This window comes from Bradyrhizobium sp. USDA 3311, from assembly GCF_054062495.1.
Genome location: NZ_JBSSFI010000001.1, coordinates 928,532 through 946,236, shown reverse-complemented (window position 1 = coordinate 946,236; position 17,705 = coordinate 928,532). Strand labels below are relative to the sequence as shown.

Annotated in this window: 19 protein-coding genes; 6 read left to right on the top strand and 13 right to left on the bottom strand. The window is 53.9% G+C overall.

Annotation, left to right across the window (positions count from 1 at the left end; genetic code table 11):
* The first annotated feature begins 255 nt into the window (after positions 1 to 255).
* A complete protein-coding gene (locus tag ACVWW6_RS04610; protein ID WP_456680227.1) occupies positions 256 to 1,035 on the top strand; it encodes a hypothetical protein in 780 nt (259 codons plus the stop codon).
* A 51-nt stretch (positions 1,036 to 1,086) separates the two neighbouring features.
* Here ACVWW6_RS04610 and ACVWW6_RS04605 read toward each other — a convergent pair whose 3' ends face one another.
* From ACVWW6_RS04605 to ACVWW6_RS04595, 3 genes are all read right to left on the bottom strand, one after another.
* Entirely contained in the window at positions 1,087 to 1,734 is a 648-nt protein-coding gene (locus ACVWW6_RS04605) for a hypothetical protein (protein ID WP_456680226.1), read from the bottom strand.
* 19 nt (positions 1,735 to 1,753) lie between these two features.
* A complete protein-coding gene (locus tag ACVWW6_RS04600) occupies positions 1,754 to 4,363 on the bottom strand; it encodes an Ig-like domain-containing protein (protein WP_456680225.1) in 2,610 nt (869 codons plus the stop codon).
* A 347-nt stretch (positions 4,364 to 4,710) separates the two neighbouring features.
* Positions 4,711 to 4,920 carry a hypothetical protein gene (locus tag ACVWW6_RS04595; protein WP_456680224.1) on the bottom strand — a complete coding sequence of 70 codons (210 nt, stop codon included), beginning with the start codon at positions 4,918 to 4,920 and terminating at the stop codon, positions 4,711 to 4,713.
* A gap of 344 nt (positions 4,921 to 5,264) precedes the next feature.
* On the opposite strand from ACVWW6_RS04595, the gene ACVWW6_RS04590 reads away from it, so the two are divergent.
* The 3 genes from ACVWW6_RS04590 to ACVWW6_RS04580 all read left to right on the top strand — a co-directional run bounded on the left by ACVWW6_RS04590 (position 5,265) and on the right by ACVWW6_RS04580 (position 7,010).
* The gene (locus tag ACVWW6_RS04590; protein ID WP_456680223.1) at positions 5,265 to 6,104 is read left to right on the top strand and encodes a hypothetical protein; all 840 of its coding nucleotides are present in this window, start codon (positions 5,265 to 5,267) and stop codon (positions 6,102 to 6,104) included.
* Positions 6,105 to 6,150: 46 nt separating this feature from the next.
* On the top strand, positions 6,151 to 6,423 hold the full coding sequence (locus tag ACVWW6_RS04585) for a hypothetical protein (protein ID WP_456680222.1): 273 nt from the start codon (positions 6,151 to 6,153) through the stop codon (positions 6,421 to 6,423).
* Between the two features lie 134 nt (positions 6,424 to 6,557).
* Positions 6,558 to 7,010, top strand: a complete 453-nt coding sequence (locus ACVWW6_RS04580; RefSeq protein ID WP_161533034.1) for a hypothetical protein — start codon at positions 6,558 to 6,560, stop codon at positions 7,008 to 7,010.
* Positions 7,011 to 7,380: 370 nt separating this feature from the next.
* Here ACVWW6_RS04580 and ACVWW6_RS04575 read toward each other — a convergent pair whose 3' ends face one another.
* From ACVWW6_RS04575 to ACVWW6_RS04560, 4 genes are all read right to left on the bottom strand, one after another.
* Entirely contained in the window at positions 7,381 to 8,256 is an 876-nt protein-coding gene (locus ACVWW6_RS04575; protein WP_456680221.1) for a hypothetical protein, read from the bottom strand.
* A gap of 724 nt (positions 8,257 to 8,980) precedes the next feature.
* Positions 8,981 to 9,478 (bottom strand): hypothetical protein, encoded by a 498-nt coding sequence (locus tag ACVWW6_RS04570; RefSeq protein ID WP_456680220.1) that lies wholly within the window; start codon positions 9,476 to 9,478, stop codon positions 8,981 to 8,983.
* Positions 9,475 to 9,831 carry a helix-turn-helix transcriptional regulator gene (locus ACVWW6_RS04565; protein ID WP_456680219.1) on the bottom strand — a complete coding sequence of 119 codons (357 nt, stop codon included), beginning with the start codon at positions 9,829 to 9,831 and terminating at the stop codon, positions 9,475 to 9,477. Before ACVWW6_RS04565 ends, ACVWW6_RS04570 begins: the two co-directional genes overlap by 4 nt.
* Positions 9,832 to 10,105: 274 nt before the next feature.
* The gene (locus ACVWW6_RS04560; RefSeq protein WP_456680218.1) at positions 10,106 to 11,476 is read right to left on the bottom strand and encodes a hypothetical protein; all 1,371 of its coding nucleotides are present in this window, start codon (positions 11,474 to 11,476) and stop codon (positions 10,106 to 10,108) included.
* Positions 11,477 to 11,585: 109 nt separating this feature from the next.
* Here ACVWW6_RS04560 and ACVWW6_RS04555 point away from each other — a divergent pair, with 109 nt between their 5' ends.
* The gene (locus ACVWW6_RS04555; protein ID WP_456680217.1) at positions 11,586 to 11,828 is read left to right on the top strand and encodes a hypothetical protein; all 243 of its coding nucleotides are present in this window, start codon (positions 11,586 to 11,588) and stop codon (positions 11,826 to 11,828) included.
* 383 nt (positions 11,829 to 12,211) lie between these two features.
* Here the strand turns inward: ACVWW6_RS04555 and ACVWW6_RS04550 are convergent, their stop codons facing one another.
* A complete protein-coding gene (locus ACVWW6_RS04550) occupies positions 12,212 to 13,243 on the bottom strand; it encodes a tyrosine-type recombinase/integrase (protein ID WP_456680216.1) in 1,032 nt (343 codons plus the stop codon).
* Between the two features lie 107 nt (positions 13,244 to 13,350).
* Positions 13,351 to 13,635, bottom strand: a complete 285-nt coding sequence (locus tag ACVWW6_RS04545; protein ID WP_456680215.1) for a helix-turn-helix domain-containing protein — start codon at positions 13,633 to 13,635, stop codon at positions 13,351 to 13,353.
* 439 nt (positions 13,636 to 14,074) lie between these two features.
* Here ACVWW6_RS04545 and ACVWW6_RS04540 point away from each other — a divergent pair, with 439 nt between their 5' ends.
* Positions 14,075 to 14,809 carry a hypothetical protein gene (locus ACVWW6_RS04540; RefSeq protein WP_456680214.1) on the top strand — a complete coding sequence of 245 codons (735 nt, stop codon included), beginning with the start codon at positions 14,075 to 14,077 and terminating at the stop codon, positions 14,807 to 14,809.
* Positions 14,810 to 14,909: 100 nt separating this feature from the next.
* Here the strand turns inward: ACVWW6_RS04540 and ACVWW6_RS04535 are convergent, their stop codons facing one another.
* From ACVWW6_RS04535 to ACVWW6_RS04520, 4 genes are read right to left on the bottom strand one after another with little or no spacing between them, the layout of a single operon-like run.
* The gene (locus tag ACVWW6_RS04535; protein WP_456680213.1) at positions 14,910 to 15,380 is read right to left on the bottom strand and encodes a DUF6527 family protein; all 471 of its coding nucleotides are present in this window, start codon (positions 15,378 to 15,380) and stop codon (positions 14,910 to 14,912) included.
* 4 nt (positions 15,381 to 15,384) lie between these two features.
* The gene (locus tag ACVWW6_RS04530) at positions 15,385 to 16,836 is read right to left on the bottom strand and encodes a ThiF family adenylyltransferase (RefSeq protein WP_456680212.1); all 1,452 of its coding nucleotides are present in this window, start codon (positions 16,834 to 16,836) and stop codon (positions 15,385 to 15,387) included.
* On the bottom strand, positions 16,833 to 17,249 hold the full coding sequence (locus ACVWW6_RS04525) for an E2/UBC family protein (RefSeq protein WP_456680211.1): 417 nt from the start codon (positions 17,247 to 17,249) through the stop codon (positions 16,833 to 16,835). The genes ACVWW6_RS04530 and ACVWW6_RS04525 overlap by 4 nt, the downstream gene beginning before the upstream one ends.
* The gene (locus ACVWW6_RS04520) at positions 17,250 to 17,525 is read right to left on the bottom strand and encodes a hypothetical protein (RefSeq protein ID WP_456680210.1); all 276 of its coding nucleotides are present in this window, start codon (positions 17,523 to 17,525) and stop codon (positions 17,250 to 17,252) included.
* Positions 17,526 to 17,705 lie beyond the last annotated feature (180 nt).

Here is a 17,705-nt window from a genome sequence, read left to right as displayed (position 1 = left end):
GCTGCGATGAAACTGCCGCGATGAAGCTTGCAATTCTCGACCGACAAAATGACGAAGAGCACTATCGCTAGCTGGCCAGGCCTCCACTCGATCGGAATCAAGATGACTACAACCATGCCGTGAGCTAGGATTACGCTTGTTTTTGCGCTGCCGAAGGCGTGGGTCTTCGATTGAAGCTCTAGCAAAGATCCGAACGAAGCATCGTGGCTAGAGTCTTCTTGTCCTATTCCCCATTAAGATGAGGAGGGTCCCGCGGTGGGTGTCAATGAAACTACTCCATCGGTAGTCGTTACAGGCGTCCTTTCTATAGACGAAGCGTCGCTTGATGCGACTATGAGGAATTTCAAGAAGGGCGATAAAATCGGGGTTAAGTGGCCTCAATCGTCCGATCAGCTTATCTCTCTTGTACAAGAAGTAACGAGGAGGTTTGACGAGGAGCACATTGCAGGCATTGGTGCTGAGGAATTCATAAGGAGTGCCCCCGAAGCCCTGCGCGATACGTTTCGCGACCGGGCAAAATGCGAAAAACGCCTCCCCGAATTGATGGACATCATGAGTGACTTCGGGAAGTACAGAGAAGGGCGTCTTGATTTAGACGAGTATTATCTGAACTGCAGAGCGGCAGCGATCAAGTTCTACTTGCTACGGGCCAACTTTCTTGCCCATTGGAAGCTAGGGTACTTAAGTTCTTGGGTCGGGCTGAGTAGACTTGGCCTGAGCGCGCCCGCCGCGTGGAAGCCGTACCAGGGCATGCCGTCTGATAAATTCTATCCTTTCCTGTACGACGAATACAGAACTCAGCATATTTCGAGTATCCGTCTTGTGAAGATTGGGAATTATGAAATTACCACCAATGGATGTCCGGACTGGATATACATCGATATACCGAAAGCTTCGCTCGACCGGAGCGGCAATTTGTGCGCTGGCGAGCACGAGCTCTGTCGTTGGGCTATACCTCAGGTCGAGCTATCCGGGCAATTGAGAATTCCGCCGCCTGATTCGTACAATGGAGAATGGGTCGGTTACACGGCGTAGCGAGCCTCGCCTCTTCTACCAGCGAAGATGCCATCGCGGTCTACAAGGAAATCACTCAGATTCCGTTGCTCGATCACGCAAAAACAACCTAGCGAACGTCAGAAATTGGGCTGCGTCCTCATTTCCGGCAAAGCGCAGCACTACGTGGTCCAAGCCCATGATGCGCGCTATAGGCGGGATTAGCACAGTTTTCCTGATCTCTACCCTGTTCTCAGAAAGAGAGCTGACAACCGATATTCGTCTCCAAGGGATCGTCACAATTCCCCGGATGCCATGATCCGAAACCGCTAAGCGCCCGACGTTCAAATCGCGCATCGCTGTAGCATACGGCGCACTCTCAGACCTGACGGTTATAAAGTCCTTGAGGAGCTCCCAAAAGCTCGTTGGCCCGACCTCACTGTTCAAGGTTAGTACGTGTCCTCCGCTGAATAGCTGCAGTTTTCCAAACGCGCCAAACCAGCCAAAAGTCAACAGGAAGCAGAAGGACGGCCAGAACAAGCGGGGTTCAACGAACTGCCAGCGCGAATACGGATCTGTCCCGAAGATTGGCAACACAAATTGAACAGCCAGCAGAAAGCCCGCCAGCAAGACGGTGATGATCGTCGCAAGGCGAACGTTGGATCGAGTTCTCGTGCCTTTGGAGACAACTTTAACGCCGAACCATTCATATTTCGGTGCAATGTCTAATTGATCCGCCACAACCTCTTTATACCACGACTCAAAGATGCCAACCGGCTAGATGGTACGTATCCGAAATGAGTGTAGCGAAGCTCTCAAAATGGTTGTTCAGCGGGCCAACCAGTGGATTGCCATGAAGTCCATACGCTTGATCGAGCGACACCGCGTATGACTCTGCTTTAGCTATGTCCGCCGCAGCTAGCAAATCCATGCCTCGCAGTTGGTCAACCTTTGCTCTCAACACCATACTAACCAAGTCGATTTTAAAGCCCGCATCTACCTCAATTGGGTTGAGCGAAGTGTTCACCAGATCATCTCCGGTGCGGTTCATGAGAGCGATCTCTTGATCGATCGCGGTCTTTATTTTCGGAGTCCCGAGTACGTTAAACTGCTCGAGATACTGTATATCGATCAGCCCATTTCTGATTTCATCATTCACAAGGCCATTGAGGTCGGCGTTGAGGCCGACAACTTCTTTTGCAATAAGTATTGACTGATCCCAAAGCTCACCTTTTAAGTCGGCAGTCACGAAATTCACGACCGATTTACCGACGGACTCTGCGAGGGGTTTGTCGGCACCGACGAGCAATTGGCGGTCGACCAAATAGTCGACGGCTATATCGACTGTCTTATCGAGCACTACCTTCCAAATCGGCCGGAGGTCGGCACTCAGGACATTCGCCTCCGCATCTGTGAGAAGACTTCGCCAGCTTGCGATAAACTCACTGTTGACCCCGGCCCCTTGCAGCGCGTCCATTTGGTTCGAGAGTTGTAAGAAGCTGCTGTCGTCCTTGATCAAATTGTACACGGCTTTGATTGCATCATATAGCTCCTTGGAGCTGTCTAGGTTAACCCAGAACGCTTCCGACCCAATGAGAGATGCGATCGCCTTAGCAGCGGACACAATCTGCGCATTTTTCGTTGTCTGAACCTGTGCGCTCGCTAGATCAAGGATCGATAACGAGGATTGAGCTGTGCCGCCGTGGCCGTCGTCGACCGAGTATAAGAATGTGTCGGTGCCACCCGACCCCGCCTTATTCGCGAGGTACGTCCAGCTACCGTCCGCGTTGAGCGTGAGCGTTCCATACTTGCCTGCGAGTGCGCGCCCAACCGATAGAGCCGATCCGTTCACCGTTGTTACGTGCGAGATGTCATGGATGTCGGGGTCGGCATCATTCGCTAGCGCGCCATGGTTGGTATCGATAGTGAGTGTTCCGCCCTGCGATACCGAGGCAAAATCAGGCGCAGCTACCGGCTTATCGTTGTTCCCGTTGATTGTAACCGTGACGTCCTGATCGAATTTCCCACCGTGACCGTCGTTGATTTCGACGGTCGACATTACCGTTAGGGTTTCACCAGCTCCGAGGAAATCAAAAGCACTGTCCGGGAGTTTCAGGCCCCAATCGATCTTGCCGCTGTTGGTGTTTCCCAACTCGGGCGCAAGCGAGAACGCATTCTCAAAGTTGAAGACAAGGTCATTGCTTAATTGGAACAGATGACCTTGCGCGTCCTGGTACGTGACGCTCTGATGAACGACGGAAGCCGTTGGACGATCACTGAGATCTTGATCGGTGAACGAAATGACGCCATTTGCAGAATCGAAAGCAACGCTTCCTGTTACATTCGGCCGCTCGTTGATTGTCCCAGTAAGAGTTGAATGCGCAAAATCGAACGTTGGCGACCTATTGAAGGAACTCAATGACAGCGCATAAAGGTTTGCTAGGTCGTTGCCCAGCGCGAACAAAGTATTGTTCTGCGGATCGTATGCCAAGCTTCTGGCTCCGCCCGGCACCTGCCCAAGCGAGTTCCAGTTCTCTCCGCCGTCGATACTGATATAGATGTCGTCACTTGTGATGCTGTTTGCAAAGACGATACTGGCATTTTGTGGATCGATTACGATCGAACCTATCTGATTGCTCTCCGAACCCTGTATCGGCGTCCACGTCGTTCCGTTATCAACGCTACGATATCCACCTCCATTGGTTGCCGCGTACACAACTGTATGGTCGTACTCCAGGTCAAAAATCACGCTGGCTGGAAGCGAATTGGCATGCGTCCATGTAATCCCGCCATCATAGCTATTCAGAAGGCCTAGATCGCCGGTGCCAAGGAGTATATGCGACGAGTTTGATGGATCTACTGCAACGGAAAGAAAGTTGTAGGAGCCGGCACTCTGAGGCAACTGCGTCCAGCTGGCACCCGAATTCGTGCTACGCCATAGCTGTGCGGGCGCGCTGCCATCAGTGTGGATGACAGGGACGTAGAGAACATTGGGATTTTCGGGATCTATAGCCAGCGTGTTGTACTGCAGACTGTTGGATTCCGGCGGCAATCCTGCGTAGACTGCAGCAAACGTTACGCCGCCATCAGTGCTGCGGTACAGTCCAGCGTTCAACCCGAAAGGTGGATACTCTACATCATATACAATTTCCGGATTACCAGGCAGAGGAAGAACGGATGGCGTAAAGACGTCGGGTCCTCGGTAATCCCACGATTGGCCTCCGTCGGTACTGACTATCAATCCTCGCGAAGTGGCGACGAATAACTCTTGGGGATTGTCGGGATCGTCTACGATTTTTAGCGCGAAGAAAGGCTGCTGGGACGGTGTTGCCGAGGGAAATGGGATCACAGTCCATTGAGAGAATGACATCCGACGTCCTCCGGTACTAAAGCTGAGCGGCTGTCTTGATGCTCCCGGTCACTACCGCATCAGCGGCAGGTCTCTTTGCCTGGGTTGTTGCGACGACGTAACTGGAGCAAGGGATTGGCGCGAAGCAGTCTGGAGCTCTGACACTGCCCAAATCTTGGTGCAGAGCGCTTACAACATCTTCGCACCAAGCGCGCGCAATCGGCACCTGTTGGACTGAGCTTGCGTGCGATGTTGACCATCTGAATCTCCCCCATCGCATGGGCGTCGGGCTTAAAAGGTCCTCGCTCGCGACATCATCACGCAGCTATGCCGATACTGAAACCGCAAAGCGAGTCAGCACCGCCGCTTCACTTGGCTGCTGCAAAATCGCTCAGCATCATTTCTCTGAAATGCGATGCCGGAAACGGGATCGCGCATCGCTGCACACAGGCGGCTTCCGTCTCATTGCGACAAGTCCGACTGCTCTGACCCCGGTCGCCCTTCCACTGGGCATCCGCCGCGGTAAGAGACAGAGCAAACATGCAAATAGCTGCCAGCGAAATGCCAATCGTCTTCATTGCATTTCCCCCGTGAGGCAGCTGTCAGGGCTCAATTGGGCCTCTCTCAGGTTGACGCCCATTATTATCGAGAGACAAGACCTAAACGCATGTCCCAGAGGTACTCCTTCCGGATTATCTGACTTTCTGGTTGAGTGACCCAAAGAACGTGAGTGCCAAAGCCGCCGCATCGAATGAGCGACGGCCATTTCCGGCTCTTGGCCCGGACCGGATCAAATAGCTGCTCGCCTCGAATACTCTCAGTCCCAATCGCAAAATTAGGTTGAGTGTTGCTCTAATGCGACTGTAGAGCGAGTCCAATTCGCATAACGTGGGCCTCAGAATCGCAGCGAACGGGGCAAAACATGAAGTTCCCTCGCGCATCGACAAGACCGGCCTTTGTCCTAGGCCTCGTACTGAGCGTCGGCGGCTGCGGCACTTATGTGCCGGAATTGCGCGAGTTTCCAAACTATACGCAGGCTGACACGCAGAACATGATCGATGCGATTGTGCAAAGCGTGCGATGCGAACTTAGCCATGCGATCACAGCTGTAGTCGACAACGACATATCCGAGGCGCGACTGCGACAGAGTAAGCGCACCTACTCGGACTTCCTCGGCGGTTGGGGTGCCGAGGTCGCGCTCACCTTTACTGTCGTCGAGAAAACCTCAGGAGCGCCTTCGGTTCTTTGGACGCCCCCGTCGCCAGCAGCATCCGTGTTTACGCTCAGCACCGGAGTGTCGGGTTCGGCGCAGGCAACGCGCATCGAGAAGATGAACTTCTTCTACACCGTCGCCGAACTCTATGGCCTCCCGTGCAAGGGCAGCGACATCCGGTACGACTCGTTCCTCATTCAGAACGACCTCAAGATCGCCGATCTTCTGCTTGGTCGCATCGGACCAGCCTCGCTTGGCACAGTGCACACTCCAGGTGCTGGCCAAAAGAACGTACTATCGCACGAGATCAGCTTTCAGATCGTTACCAGCGGTAACGCTACGCCGATGCTGAAGCTGGTGCGGGCGACGATAAACCCATCGGGTCCGCTCTTTAGTGTGGGCCGCGATCGCACACATGATCTCTTGATCACCTTCGGACCGATCGCAGGCGGCGGCAAGTCGCTGATCGCGATCGCGGAGCAGTCCCATTTCAGCTCGCAGATCACGAGCGGCGTGACCACTGGATTCCGTTCGACGCTCGCACCCTAAATAGACGTCCTCAGCGGACGTCGCGAACCGAGGAGGAGACTGGGTTATGGCAAAGAAGAAGAAAGCGGCAACAAAGAAGAGGGCCGTAACGAAGAAGCGGGCAATGGGAGCAAGGGCGGCGCCCAAAATAACTGCGAAAATGCATTCGGCAGCGTTCGAGCGTCTCGTTGCGCATGCGCACAAGTTCGAGAAATCTCCGGTCTGTTACAAAGAGTACCCGGACGGTTCGGCCCAAGTATGCAAGTTAATGCCGGACGGCACCTATGGCGATTGCCAACGCTACGACCTTCGTCCGGTACCCGGTCCGCGATGCGGATAATTCGCGCAATTAGGCAGTTCCCAGGCGCGCAACTGAGGCTCAATCGCATTCTGGCCCGGCGCAGGAATTCAGGATACATTGCAAGTCTAACAGGGCACCCGTTAAAGTAATCTGGCCACGCTGGAGGTTTCCGCATGACCGAAGCAAACGAGGAGTTCCTAGGTGAGGTAGAGGGCTATGAGGGCTGGTACGACGCTGCTTCTGGACGTTGGTACGGCTTGCTCAACTTCTGCAAGTTCTTAACGCTCGCAGCTGCACTGGCGTCCGTCGTGGTCTCAGCCGTGATGGACAAGGAATTTTTTGGCGGATATGGGCGGTGGATTCTCGTGGGCATTGCTATCGTAACTGCTGCAGCGAACGAAGTACTGGGGCAACTCAAGGTCCGCGAGATGGAAGATCTACGCGAGAGAGGCCGCATCGAAGCGGCGAGAATTGGAATATATGCCCGGCAGCGGGTGGCGGAACTTGAAGGCGACCCCGCAGCACTATCGAAGGTCAAGGATGAAATCCGCGAGCTGCTGCATAGACTTGAACTGAGCCAGCATGGTGGTGCGGTTCTAATCGACAGTCCCAATAAAACCCCATAATGGACGAGGCCACCTTCGCGAATTGCGCGAGTGACCCAATCTTATAGTCTGCCCGCGCGGTGTGATCCGTCCTCATTCGGTGTCGAGGCAGCCGTCGGTTGAGTGCAGGCACATCGGTTACCTTCACTGACCTTTGGTCCGGACATGCAGCTGTTCGAGTTCGTGTTCAAGCGGAGTTTCTCTTAGTAGAGTTGCCGCCGACCGAGTGGTGCTCGAAATCGCATTGGATGCGTCTGCCCTCAACAACTTTCAACGAAGCTCTTTCCGATCGCTTGCGCCTGCTCGCGCAGACGTCCGAGTTCATGCGCTGCACTGGACAAAAAGGCCCGCGGGATGCGGGCCTCAGTTCTTTTGGAGTCCTAGATGAAGTCTAAATTGTTGGAAGAGCCGCAGATGCGGCCGTTTCTCCGAACGTAGCCATGGCAGCAGCCTTTGCAGTGGCCGTGTCCGCATACATTTTTCTCAAATTCACCGTCCCAGAATCCGTCGGCACCTTAATCGGATCGCATCCCTTCGCCTGCAAATCATTTATGGCACTATTTATCGTGGTAAGAGCGGCATCAAACGGCTTGGAAATCGCGTTGCCGGTGCTGCCGGCGCTATTCGCTAGCTGTTGTTTGAACAAATCCACGGCGTGCTGAATTTCGGCTTTCATCGACGCGGCGAGAGCTTGTCCCTTAGACTGCAAAGCACTTCCTCGATCCTCTGCACTCTGTATGTTTCCTTTAACATTGATAACGGTAAATTGCGGAAGCCCAATAACCCAGCGCACTCGTTGCATCGTAAATGTAGGTATCCCTATTACAAAATGCTGCGTCTTCATCGTAACCGACGGAATGTCGTAGTATATATCTTGGCGCTGCATATACGTTTCGGGCACACTAATGATGATATCGTGCCATCTCACGGTAAAGTTGACTACTTCGGGATACTGTCCGACTTTTCTATCAACCATTCTGACTGCTGGAATATCAAAGGCGATGTGCTGGCGCACCGATGTAATTTCAGGAAGGTCGAAGGAGATATCTTTGTTCTCGATCGTAACGCTTGGCACGTCAAAGATTATCTCTTCATCTTTCCAGTCAACCTTGAAGTCAATGCCGATCGTAGCTCCGAAGGCGTCTGGATCGTCCGTGTCGTCTTTGATCGACTGTCCTTCGTCTTGAAGTGCTTTGATCTGGGGCGCATACTTGGCTTTGATTGCTTCAATTTGGTCATTAAGCGCCTTTGATGGATCGTCGGCCATGTGAGTTCTCCTTTGAATCGCTGCGTCCGAGAAATCTGTCTTAGTGCGCGAGAAGTAGCGGTTAAGTCGTCTTGGCGTGAGCCAGTCAAATGTTGAAGACAATTTGTTGACGATGTACGGAGCAAGCATAGTCACACCTGCGAACAAGAATGTGCCTAGGCAAAAAGACGTCCTGACTTCTCACCTCGCTCTTGTGCAGCAAATGCCGGACCCGCCTGAGCAGAGAAGCCTTGTGCCAACATTGCTAACCGCAAACAACGCTCGCGGGATGACCCGCCTCATGCGTCGCCCCAAGCAACGGGCGGCCGACTTTTGGTCATTGACCCGCCACTACCAGAAATTGCGATACCAGCATGGATTGAATATGCCCGCAAGGGTGCCGGTCTTTTAGAATGCTCGGAGACGGCGAATAGACCTGAGGCACTCGGACGACAGCAGCTGCAACGCTTCGACCGAACTCATAGTGCTCGGACCATAGAGCGCCTTGGCGCCGTCGAATACGAAATGTCGTGGCTCATCCACGGCTTGCGAAGCAACAGCCTTCTTTCGGTTCGACCAATCGAGATACCAGCGTCAGCTTTCAAAACGGGACGCCGACGTGCTCGTCGGCCTCGTCACGCACTTCCGCAACAACGACGGAGATCTATTAGGAAGTACCCCAACAGGAGTATCTCGTTCCGCGAACAAGCGAATGAGGAAGCTAAGGCAATTACCCTAAACCTTGTCACTCCTGAAAGAACACGAGTCCTTGCGCCGCTGCATCAAAGAGGCCCATTCGGCGGTCCTCGCTCATCCAAGGTTTGCGAGGCGGCGGGACATATTGCTGAAAGGCTGGAATGTGCTTTGCGATCAGCTCAGCAAGACTTTGCTTGTTTGGACATCCGTAGCCCTCGAATGCCCGACGGACTTGGTCGCGCGAATACGCGAACACTCGAGTGCCGCGATCATTCGCAAGTTTAACAATCAAGGCGTTCAGGTTGCGGATACGTCGCGCCCGCTGCGTTCCCTGTTCGGACGTGTCCTGAATGACGAGAGCGTCGGGCGCATATCGGTCGAAAACAGTTTTGATGCGAATGAGACATACGCGACTTTTTTGGGGCCCGCGTGTCTCGCGTATCCCCCAATCGAAGGGCGACAGGTGGCCTTCGAAGAGGATGAACGCAAAGCCGCGCGTGTTTAGATAGACCGATAGGACAAGTGCATAGCGGCGGAGCGTTCTCATACTGTTGATTCAGAATGGTTCGCGTTCACTCGCTCCACGAGTTGTTCAAGAAAGTCGAGCTTCAAGCGCGCTGCTTTCGACGCGTCGCCCTGAAGTTCGTCATAGAGTTCGCTGGCCCGGGCGAGAATGACTCGACGGAGTTCAAATAGTAGTCCCGGGAACAAGTCCAATGCGGGCATGTTGAAGATCATCATGCATATGAGTGCCGCATTGAGGCTTGGCCTTCGCTTCGACGCTTCAATTCGAGAGATGGCAGTTCGGCTCTTGATACCAATTAGAAATGCGAGTTCCTGCTGGGTGAGTCCCCAGCGACGACGATGCGGACGAAGGTATGATTGGTGTCGGTGATGCATAGGTGGTGCGGCCGGCCGGCAAGATGACAGGCACGTATGCTATGATCCCCTTGAATGTGGTCTCATCCGAGACCCGAAAAAGTGCCGACTCGGCACTTAATACAAAACTGCGCCCCTCATTCTATCTATCGTGGCTTCTGAAAGGATGCCTTATCCGGCATGAAGATCGGGTGGAGATGGGGACTTGGGGACTGGCAGAGCGACACCGCAAAGCTAGATATTCTAGCATTGAGTCGACTTGCGACGTCCAAGAGATCCCTGTTTTGAGATGCGACTAGGATGTCCCCGGAGTCCCCACATCCCCCTCGTGCCCGATCGTCGACCGACCGATAACGACATTCACTCCATATCGGCGGCACAATATTTCAACCTTCTGCCTCTCGGCCATCGGCACGACGTACACCCCATGGGATTTATAGCTAAGAAGGTTCAGCTTCTTGCGCAGGACGCTCCCGATCCACCGGTTACTGAGTGGCCTTTCATATTCGGCACCATAGCGTTGGATCATACCCGTGGTTACGTCAGCAACCGGTACGACCAGTCTGTTGGAAGACAACATTTGTTCCATCAGGACCTCCAGGACTTGAGCTTCCATGAGCAGGCCACGCTCGGCAACGATCAGATCTTGGGCACGCTTCGCTGCGCTCCGAAGCGCGCTCTGGAGCCGTGGGTCGCTGACGATGCTCAGCAGGGGCAGCATGATTTGATTGATGCGCGGCTCCAGCGTCGGGTCGACGAGGGACGGGTCGAGCTTGATCTCGTGCCGTCTGCGAAAACGATATAGGAGCAGTTTGTTGCGTAGCTCGCGGGCTTCGTCTTTGAAGGTCGGCGGGAGATTGATGGGAATATCATCGCGCAACGGCCGCGCGCCGGTTTCTTCGGTGATGAAGCGGCTCTCCAGTGCTCGATCTTCGTAACGGCCTCGCGTCGCAACGATCTTGGGTCCAAAGACATGGAATGCTTGCGGGTTGAACTCGCGCTGGCGGTTCATGACGGTGCGCAGGACGGGCATGCCGCGCACGTTACCGTTATTGAGGATCTTGACGATCTCCGAGCGCTCGTCGCTGAAACGGAAATCGGCCTCGTCGAAGATCAGCGTTCCGCGGAATGCGTCGAGCGTGTGGAAGATCGGCGAGACCGTCGAGGCGCCGCTCGCGAAGAACGGCTTGTAGCAGAGCGAGCCGATCGTGAGGAGCGACCGCGTCTTGCCCGTCCCGAAATCGCCCCGAAGGCGAAGGTACGGCAGGTCATTGAATGCGTCGTACACCCAGCTCAGGATCACATAGTGGCCTGCGACCTGCTCGAACGTCGGGCTGAGATCGGCATAGCGATGGATGAAAGCGATGACGTCAGAGACGAGCTCCTGCTCGCCTCCATAGGAGCGCGGCTCGGATGGGAGTAGGACAACCTCGTTCTTGATCAGATTGTTGTTGGGCGAGAACGGGACCAATTGGTAGCCGCCCGGCACGTCTACGCGTTTAGCTAGGGTCCAGCGTCCCGCCAACGATGTTGCAAACAACGTTGTGCGATGTTCCGGCCTGTATATCAGTTCAACGATCGTGCCGTCTTCGAGCACATCGGAGACTGTCGGTCTGACATGTCGCTGCTCGGTCGTCCCTCTGCGGATAGTATCATCATCGCTCATGCATCGAATGGTCTCCGACTACATCGAGCTCGGCGAGGCCCGAAGCGGTATCTGCTCTGGCACATTCACGAGTCTTGGACGGAGCATCTCATGCGTCTAGGCTGGGCGCATGGAAGGAATAACGATTCATATCGGCTGGGAATATTTCGTCGGGCTTTTGAGCGCTCTGATCGCGATGGCCTGGTATTCCAATGGCCGGTTTACGGCACTTGAAACGTCGATGGACTGGGTCAAGAACATGTTGCTCGACTTGAAGAAGTCGATTGATGACGCAAACGCGAAGGAGCGTAGCGATTCATCAAAAGACAGGGCTGAGGCGCGTAAGCCGCTCAAGCAACAAACGTTGTGGTGAAGCGGATTTGAGGAAAGCGTGCGTACACTGAGGGTCTCTGGAACGCAAAAGCCGCCATGTGGCGGCTCTTGCGTATGCTTCATCACCTTTGCCGTATCGTTCTTGCTAGTAATGTAACGTGGTTGCCCACGGGTTGCCCAAAAAGTGACAAAGCATGACTAATCTCGGCCAACGTGCGCGCGATTGAGAGTCCCGATTGTTGGCTCTAATTCTTGTGTTTTGTGGCTTTTTCGCCCGTTTCCAAGCTCAAGCTAAAACTCGCAAATCAGGGTTCGATTCCCTCATCGCCCGCCCATTTTAGCGAGCATCTAAGCGCTCGAATTGCTACTGCAGTCTGTGGTTGCCCACCGGTTGCCCAAACTCCTAGTGGAGGTCCGACTCCGTCACCACCCGCTCGATAGCTCCGCGTCTTTCCGAGCTCTTCTCTCAGCCAGCATCCAGTGATTGCCCACGGGTTGCCCCAAGTCTGCGTTAGTCGCCGTTCTCGGATTGAGCATTTCGATTGCTGTCCGCAGTATTGAGGGTGCGACGTGCGCATATCGCATGGTCGTTGTAATGCTCGAATGTCCAAGAAGTGCTTGAACAACGTGCAGCGGCGTTCCCCTCATGGCCAAGTGCGACGCGAACGTGTGCCGTAGAAGGTGCCACGTCACAATTCGCATTCCCGCTGCTTTGCACACCTTTGCCAAACGCAGGTTTATTCGCTGACTGTTGAATGGCTTGTTGCCATCCATGAATACAAATCCTGTGCTCTGCTTTCTGCTGTGGAGCAGCTCGAAGAGGTCGACGTCGAGCGGAACATGCCGCTCACGATTGCTCTTTGGCGTATCAAGCGCTTTCCGGACGTCGCAATATGAGTGCCGTACTGCGAGGCTGCGATTGTGCCAGTCTATCGACGACCATTGCAGGCCCTTGAGCTCGCCCTGTCGCATTCCTGTGCGAAGTGCAGTGAAGATCATTTCGTAAACAACACCATCCGCACTGGAAAGCAGCAATTCACACTCTTCCGGCGACAGGTAATCGGTCTTCGGCGGTGGGCATTTTGGCCATTGTATTTTCGGAAGTGGCGCATCCAAGTTGAGCCATTCATGAGCGCACGAAAGACACTTAGAGAGCACTGTCAGGCGGTTCCGCAGAGTTTTGTGCGACACACCGTCCTTCATCTGTCGTGCCTTGAATTGTTCAACATGATGCGTGCCGATCTTGTTGAGCGGTAGCTTTCCGAAGAAAGGAACGAGATGGAGTGCAAGTATGCCCTTCTTTGCTCTGCGCTCGCTGAACTTGTTGTTTGTCACGACGTAGTCGTCAAACCACCCCCATGCGAATTGATCAAATGACTGGTCCTGCTGTGCCGCTTCTCTATCGACGGGCTCACCGCGCGCCAACCGTTGCCGCAGCATCGCCTCGTACGCCAACGCCCCTGCTCGTGAATTGTCGGGACTTCTCTTTCGGTACCGCGTGCGATTGACGCTGAAGTCAACCCACCACGATGTTTTTATAGTTCGTACTGCCATACCAATATTTATTCGACTGGCTCCACCCGTTGCTTCGCCAAATACGCTCTGACGTCTTCCTTGGAAAAACGAACGCTGCCACCTACCTTGATAAATGGAATGCGTCTTCCCTGTTGCAGACGTCGCACACTGGAAGTTGAAATGCTAAGCAGCTTGGCCACTTCAGTGATGTTCAATAGCTCGACATCGGATTTGAAACAGTCGGTAATTTTCAAAGAACCATACGGCGTCGGCGAATTGTCATCGCCGACTGGCATTTCAACTTTATCATCATTGATACGATGTCTGAACATAGGGACATGTTGCACGCCAACTCGGGTGGGGCCCAGGCCCGAAGTGGTGACAACAAGGGACGTAGCGTTTTTCTGTCCGGCAGATCTTAGCTGATACAACGGATCAACCCACCTCGACCGGCTGTTGTTTGCAGCTGCTCAATCTAACGAAGTAGGCCGAGCGAAGTACTCAGCGGCCAGTTGTGATCGATATTGATTGCATTTGGAGGCACGCAGGGAGTTTCGACCGCTGTATCGTGTGACAGAAACGCACGCTAACGTGGCGTCTGCGATCGATTGAGCGGGCATTATCAACAATGACCAGTCTGATCGTGACCCTCAACGTGTCGAGGTTCGAACTTTGGCGAGTATTATTGCCAACGCGGCAACATCTGAACTCTGTCCAATAAAGCAGGCTACGATCCGACCGATCGCTGACGACTGAGTGAGAGGACGTGACATGGACGCTGATCGCAAATACGCGGTTGCTTCGTTACTCTTTGACTACGTCAAAAGTCCTTCCTTACGGCATCTGCGCGATCCACACAGTGTACACAGACTGGCACGCGACATCGTGACCGCGCTCGATAGAGCGAGTTCCGTATGGAAGAAGTGGGAGCCGGATCGGGAGGAGATCGCAAAGGCGGCAGCACCTTGCTGGATACCGCTAGAGGATCTTCAGACCTTTCTAAATACATTGCCAGGTCCCTCTCTAACGAAAACGGATGTCGAGCAGCGTTTGCGCGCGATCTGGGAGGAGCCGCATGCAAACTATCCGAAGGATGAGCTCATGGAGGGCTGTCGTGCGCTGTATCACGCCGAGAAGGCGGAGGGTACCGAGATGCGCGCAATCGTTGGTGCGCTGCAGGAGCACCTAGAACGCGAGGAAGAGCGGCTTCGGCGCGAGCAGCAGGAGCAATACCAGCGTTGGAAGGAAGAGGAGCGGGTAAAGCTTGAGCAGCGCTATCTCTCTGGTGCAGATTGCGGGTGGACCCAAGTCGAGAAGTCCGAAGCATTATATTGTCGGCGTAACGGCCGCGCGTTCCGCATTGTACAAGGCAAGGATAAGCGTTGGACAATGTACCGTGTCAAAGAGATTGACGACGAAGGCGAGCTGTTCGGCATCTATCAGAGCCGTAGTGATGCGAACATGGCGCCGAAGAAGATTGCATATGCCCCTGAGCCGCATCGCTAACGATATCTAGCGCCGTCTGCATATGCTGAAGCGGAGAATCGCGCTCCTTGCGAAATCGCCTGCCGGTGGATGCAGGTTTTAAGTCTGTCTTCAAGGTGCCTCACGCACTAAAATCAATTTTTCTTTGCGAGCCGCGGTCGTAGAGCTCTGGTTTGGCGATCCATGGAGCCACCCCAGTATCGGATGTCCAGAATACACGTCCATCTTGAATCCAAAAATGGCTCATGCACCCTTTCTTCCGCCAAACTGACGGATGTAAATCCGGTCTGCCGGCACCATTTACGGAGACGCGCCACCGTGGAGAATGAGGAGCCTGCAACGGTAACGAAATCACCTGTTTGCACGGACATGGGCATCTGAATAGCGCCCACCGGAATGTGCCTTGATGCCGAACAACAACGAATTCTTGTTCAGAAACGTCATCGTTTCTAGGGGTTTTCGCGAGGATAACAGTTTCTCTAAACCGGATGGTAGGCGGAGCGTTTTGTTCAACCTGAACATCAGGGACAGGTTCACTCGGTCCGAAGAAGCTTCGAACGAGCTGAGCGATACGTTCCAACAGAATCCACATGCGATTATTTTAACGCCCCCAAGGCAGGCATCTCCAGGCGATATCTGCCCTCATCTCTCAGTAAGATTGCGTGCTGCCGACAATATATGCAGTCGGGATCATCGACCGGCTCATTGCTATGCACAGCCTCGTGAATAAAGTCGTGCCATATGTTGTCGCGACGCAGATCACTCGGTAGTTTGCGAAACGGCTTGACCAAATCCATTAGCGTTGCCACCGCGGAATCCGCGGTCGCGCTTGTGAACGGGCCGACACCCGGAGCTTGCTCTCCGCCTCCCACAAGATAATATTCGCGCTCCAACGTCTCAGCATCAAGAGCTGCAAGCTCCGGCCGCTCGTTGATCGCTTGCTCGTACTTGAGCTTCATTTCCGTAACTACTCGTTGGCACCGGAGGCACGATCCGCTTTCAGGCAGAATGCAACTAACGCGACCGCGATGATCTCGCAAATAAGGCTCATTCTCTGAATCAATATCGATCTTTCCCGTAAGGCCAGTATCAATGTAGGCGAAGGCGTAATAATAAAGCGCCTGGTTCAAGATATCGCGACCTGCAACGTCGTCTGTACAGCCGAAGACAACATCGGCGCTTGAGAGTGCGTCAACGGCGTTCGGAGATTCGTCAAGATATTGGCCGATCCAAGAAACGGAGACCGTCAGGCCGAGCGAATCGATGTAGCTTGCGAGGATCTTCGCCTTGTTGTGTCCGAGATCATGTCTGCGGTGTCCACGAACTCGATTTAGATTTGTTTCTTCGAGGTCATCGCCGTCAATTATAATTAGCTCACCGACGCCTGCCCGTGCCAGTAGCGTCGCCGCAGATGATCCAGTGCCTCCCGCACCGACAACGACTACTCGAAGCGACTGCAATTTCTTATTGAACGGTTTCCCGAAAGCGGCTTCCTGTCGTTTCAAAATCTCAGTCGTCGGTGCGTCTCCTGGTACACCGTGAAGAGTCAGATACTCACCAAGGCAGGAGATGTGTCTGACCCCTTCGACTGCCTGCGGATGCTCTCCTCGACGAACGCGAGCAATCCATTTTCCATCGCAGAGCACCATCGCAACCAGCATGCTTTGCGGTCCGTTGCTTCCGACGAAACCCCGCATAATGTTTCGTTCATTTTCATCGTCTTTCGGCGAGAACTGAAGGTGTCCGGAAGGGTGCCCGTGCACAAATCCGAGCTCCAATCCTTCCTTCTCGCAGCGAAAGTAGACTTCTGTGAACTTGCGCATGTTGATACGGAGGCTGATCGGAGTGCTTTCGATGACCCAGTCGCCGGTCATCTCGATTATGTCGACCACGACAAATCGAATTGAAGATGGCTGACCTTCGACTTGACGATCGAACTTGCGGAGCAAAAGGACGGCGCCACGTTCGTGACCATCAGGATGCCCGGTGAGCCATGTACGGAGTGTCGCATCCTGAGAAGCGAGCAATGTAATTCTGTGTCCGTTCATTTTTTGTCGGCGTCGGGATTTTTAAACGCCCATTCAAGGCGATCTAATATCTTCTGCACCTTATCGACCTTCGGTTTCCAAGGCTGCTTGTTCCAGTGGCGCGACCATCGGCAGTATTCGACGCCTTTATGAATCCGAGAGTCCTGATTCGGGCCGCTGATCGCGGGTATCTCCTTGCCATCGGCGCGGGCTAACTGCGGAAACACCCAGAACATATCGCAGCCAGCCGTGTTGTAGTTCGCGGGAATGACGTTCAATACAGCTACCGTCTTAACCGGTTCAGCTGCCGCTACATACATCCCTTCCTTCAGGGGGAAATTCTTGATGATGAGGAAGCGATTTGCCTCGTCTTCCTCATACTCGAGCCCTGCCTCCGTCAGGACTTGGTAGTCCTCCTCGAAAAGCAGGGCCATTTACTGTTCGCCGGCCTCCGAGCTCGCCTCTTGGGCGTAGAATTTCTCGATACCAGGCACGCTTAAATCGATCGAATCTGTATCCTTCACCAGCTGGCCTGCTTTTCCCTTGACCTTCAAGAACAAATCCATGCTCTCTGGTATGCCGGGTCCAAGCCCGCGCACTTGTGCACCAGTAATGTACTGACTGTCCCAGCCATAAACGTCGTTTTCGACCTGCACTTTCCATTTTTGGTGACCTTGGCCACCACCGTGGGCTTTGTCGTCTTGTGCCATGAAGTATCCTCGATTTGATAATGCTTATATCGTACACCTATTGCGCGCAATTGATGCGATGTAACCGCATCGGGCGATAACCAGATCTAAATGTCAAGAGGGAGATTTTGCGCCGGTCTGGCGATGAAGAATGCTGGGACGTAGTGTCGGTCGGTTGGGAAAAGCAATCCCGCAGCGTCC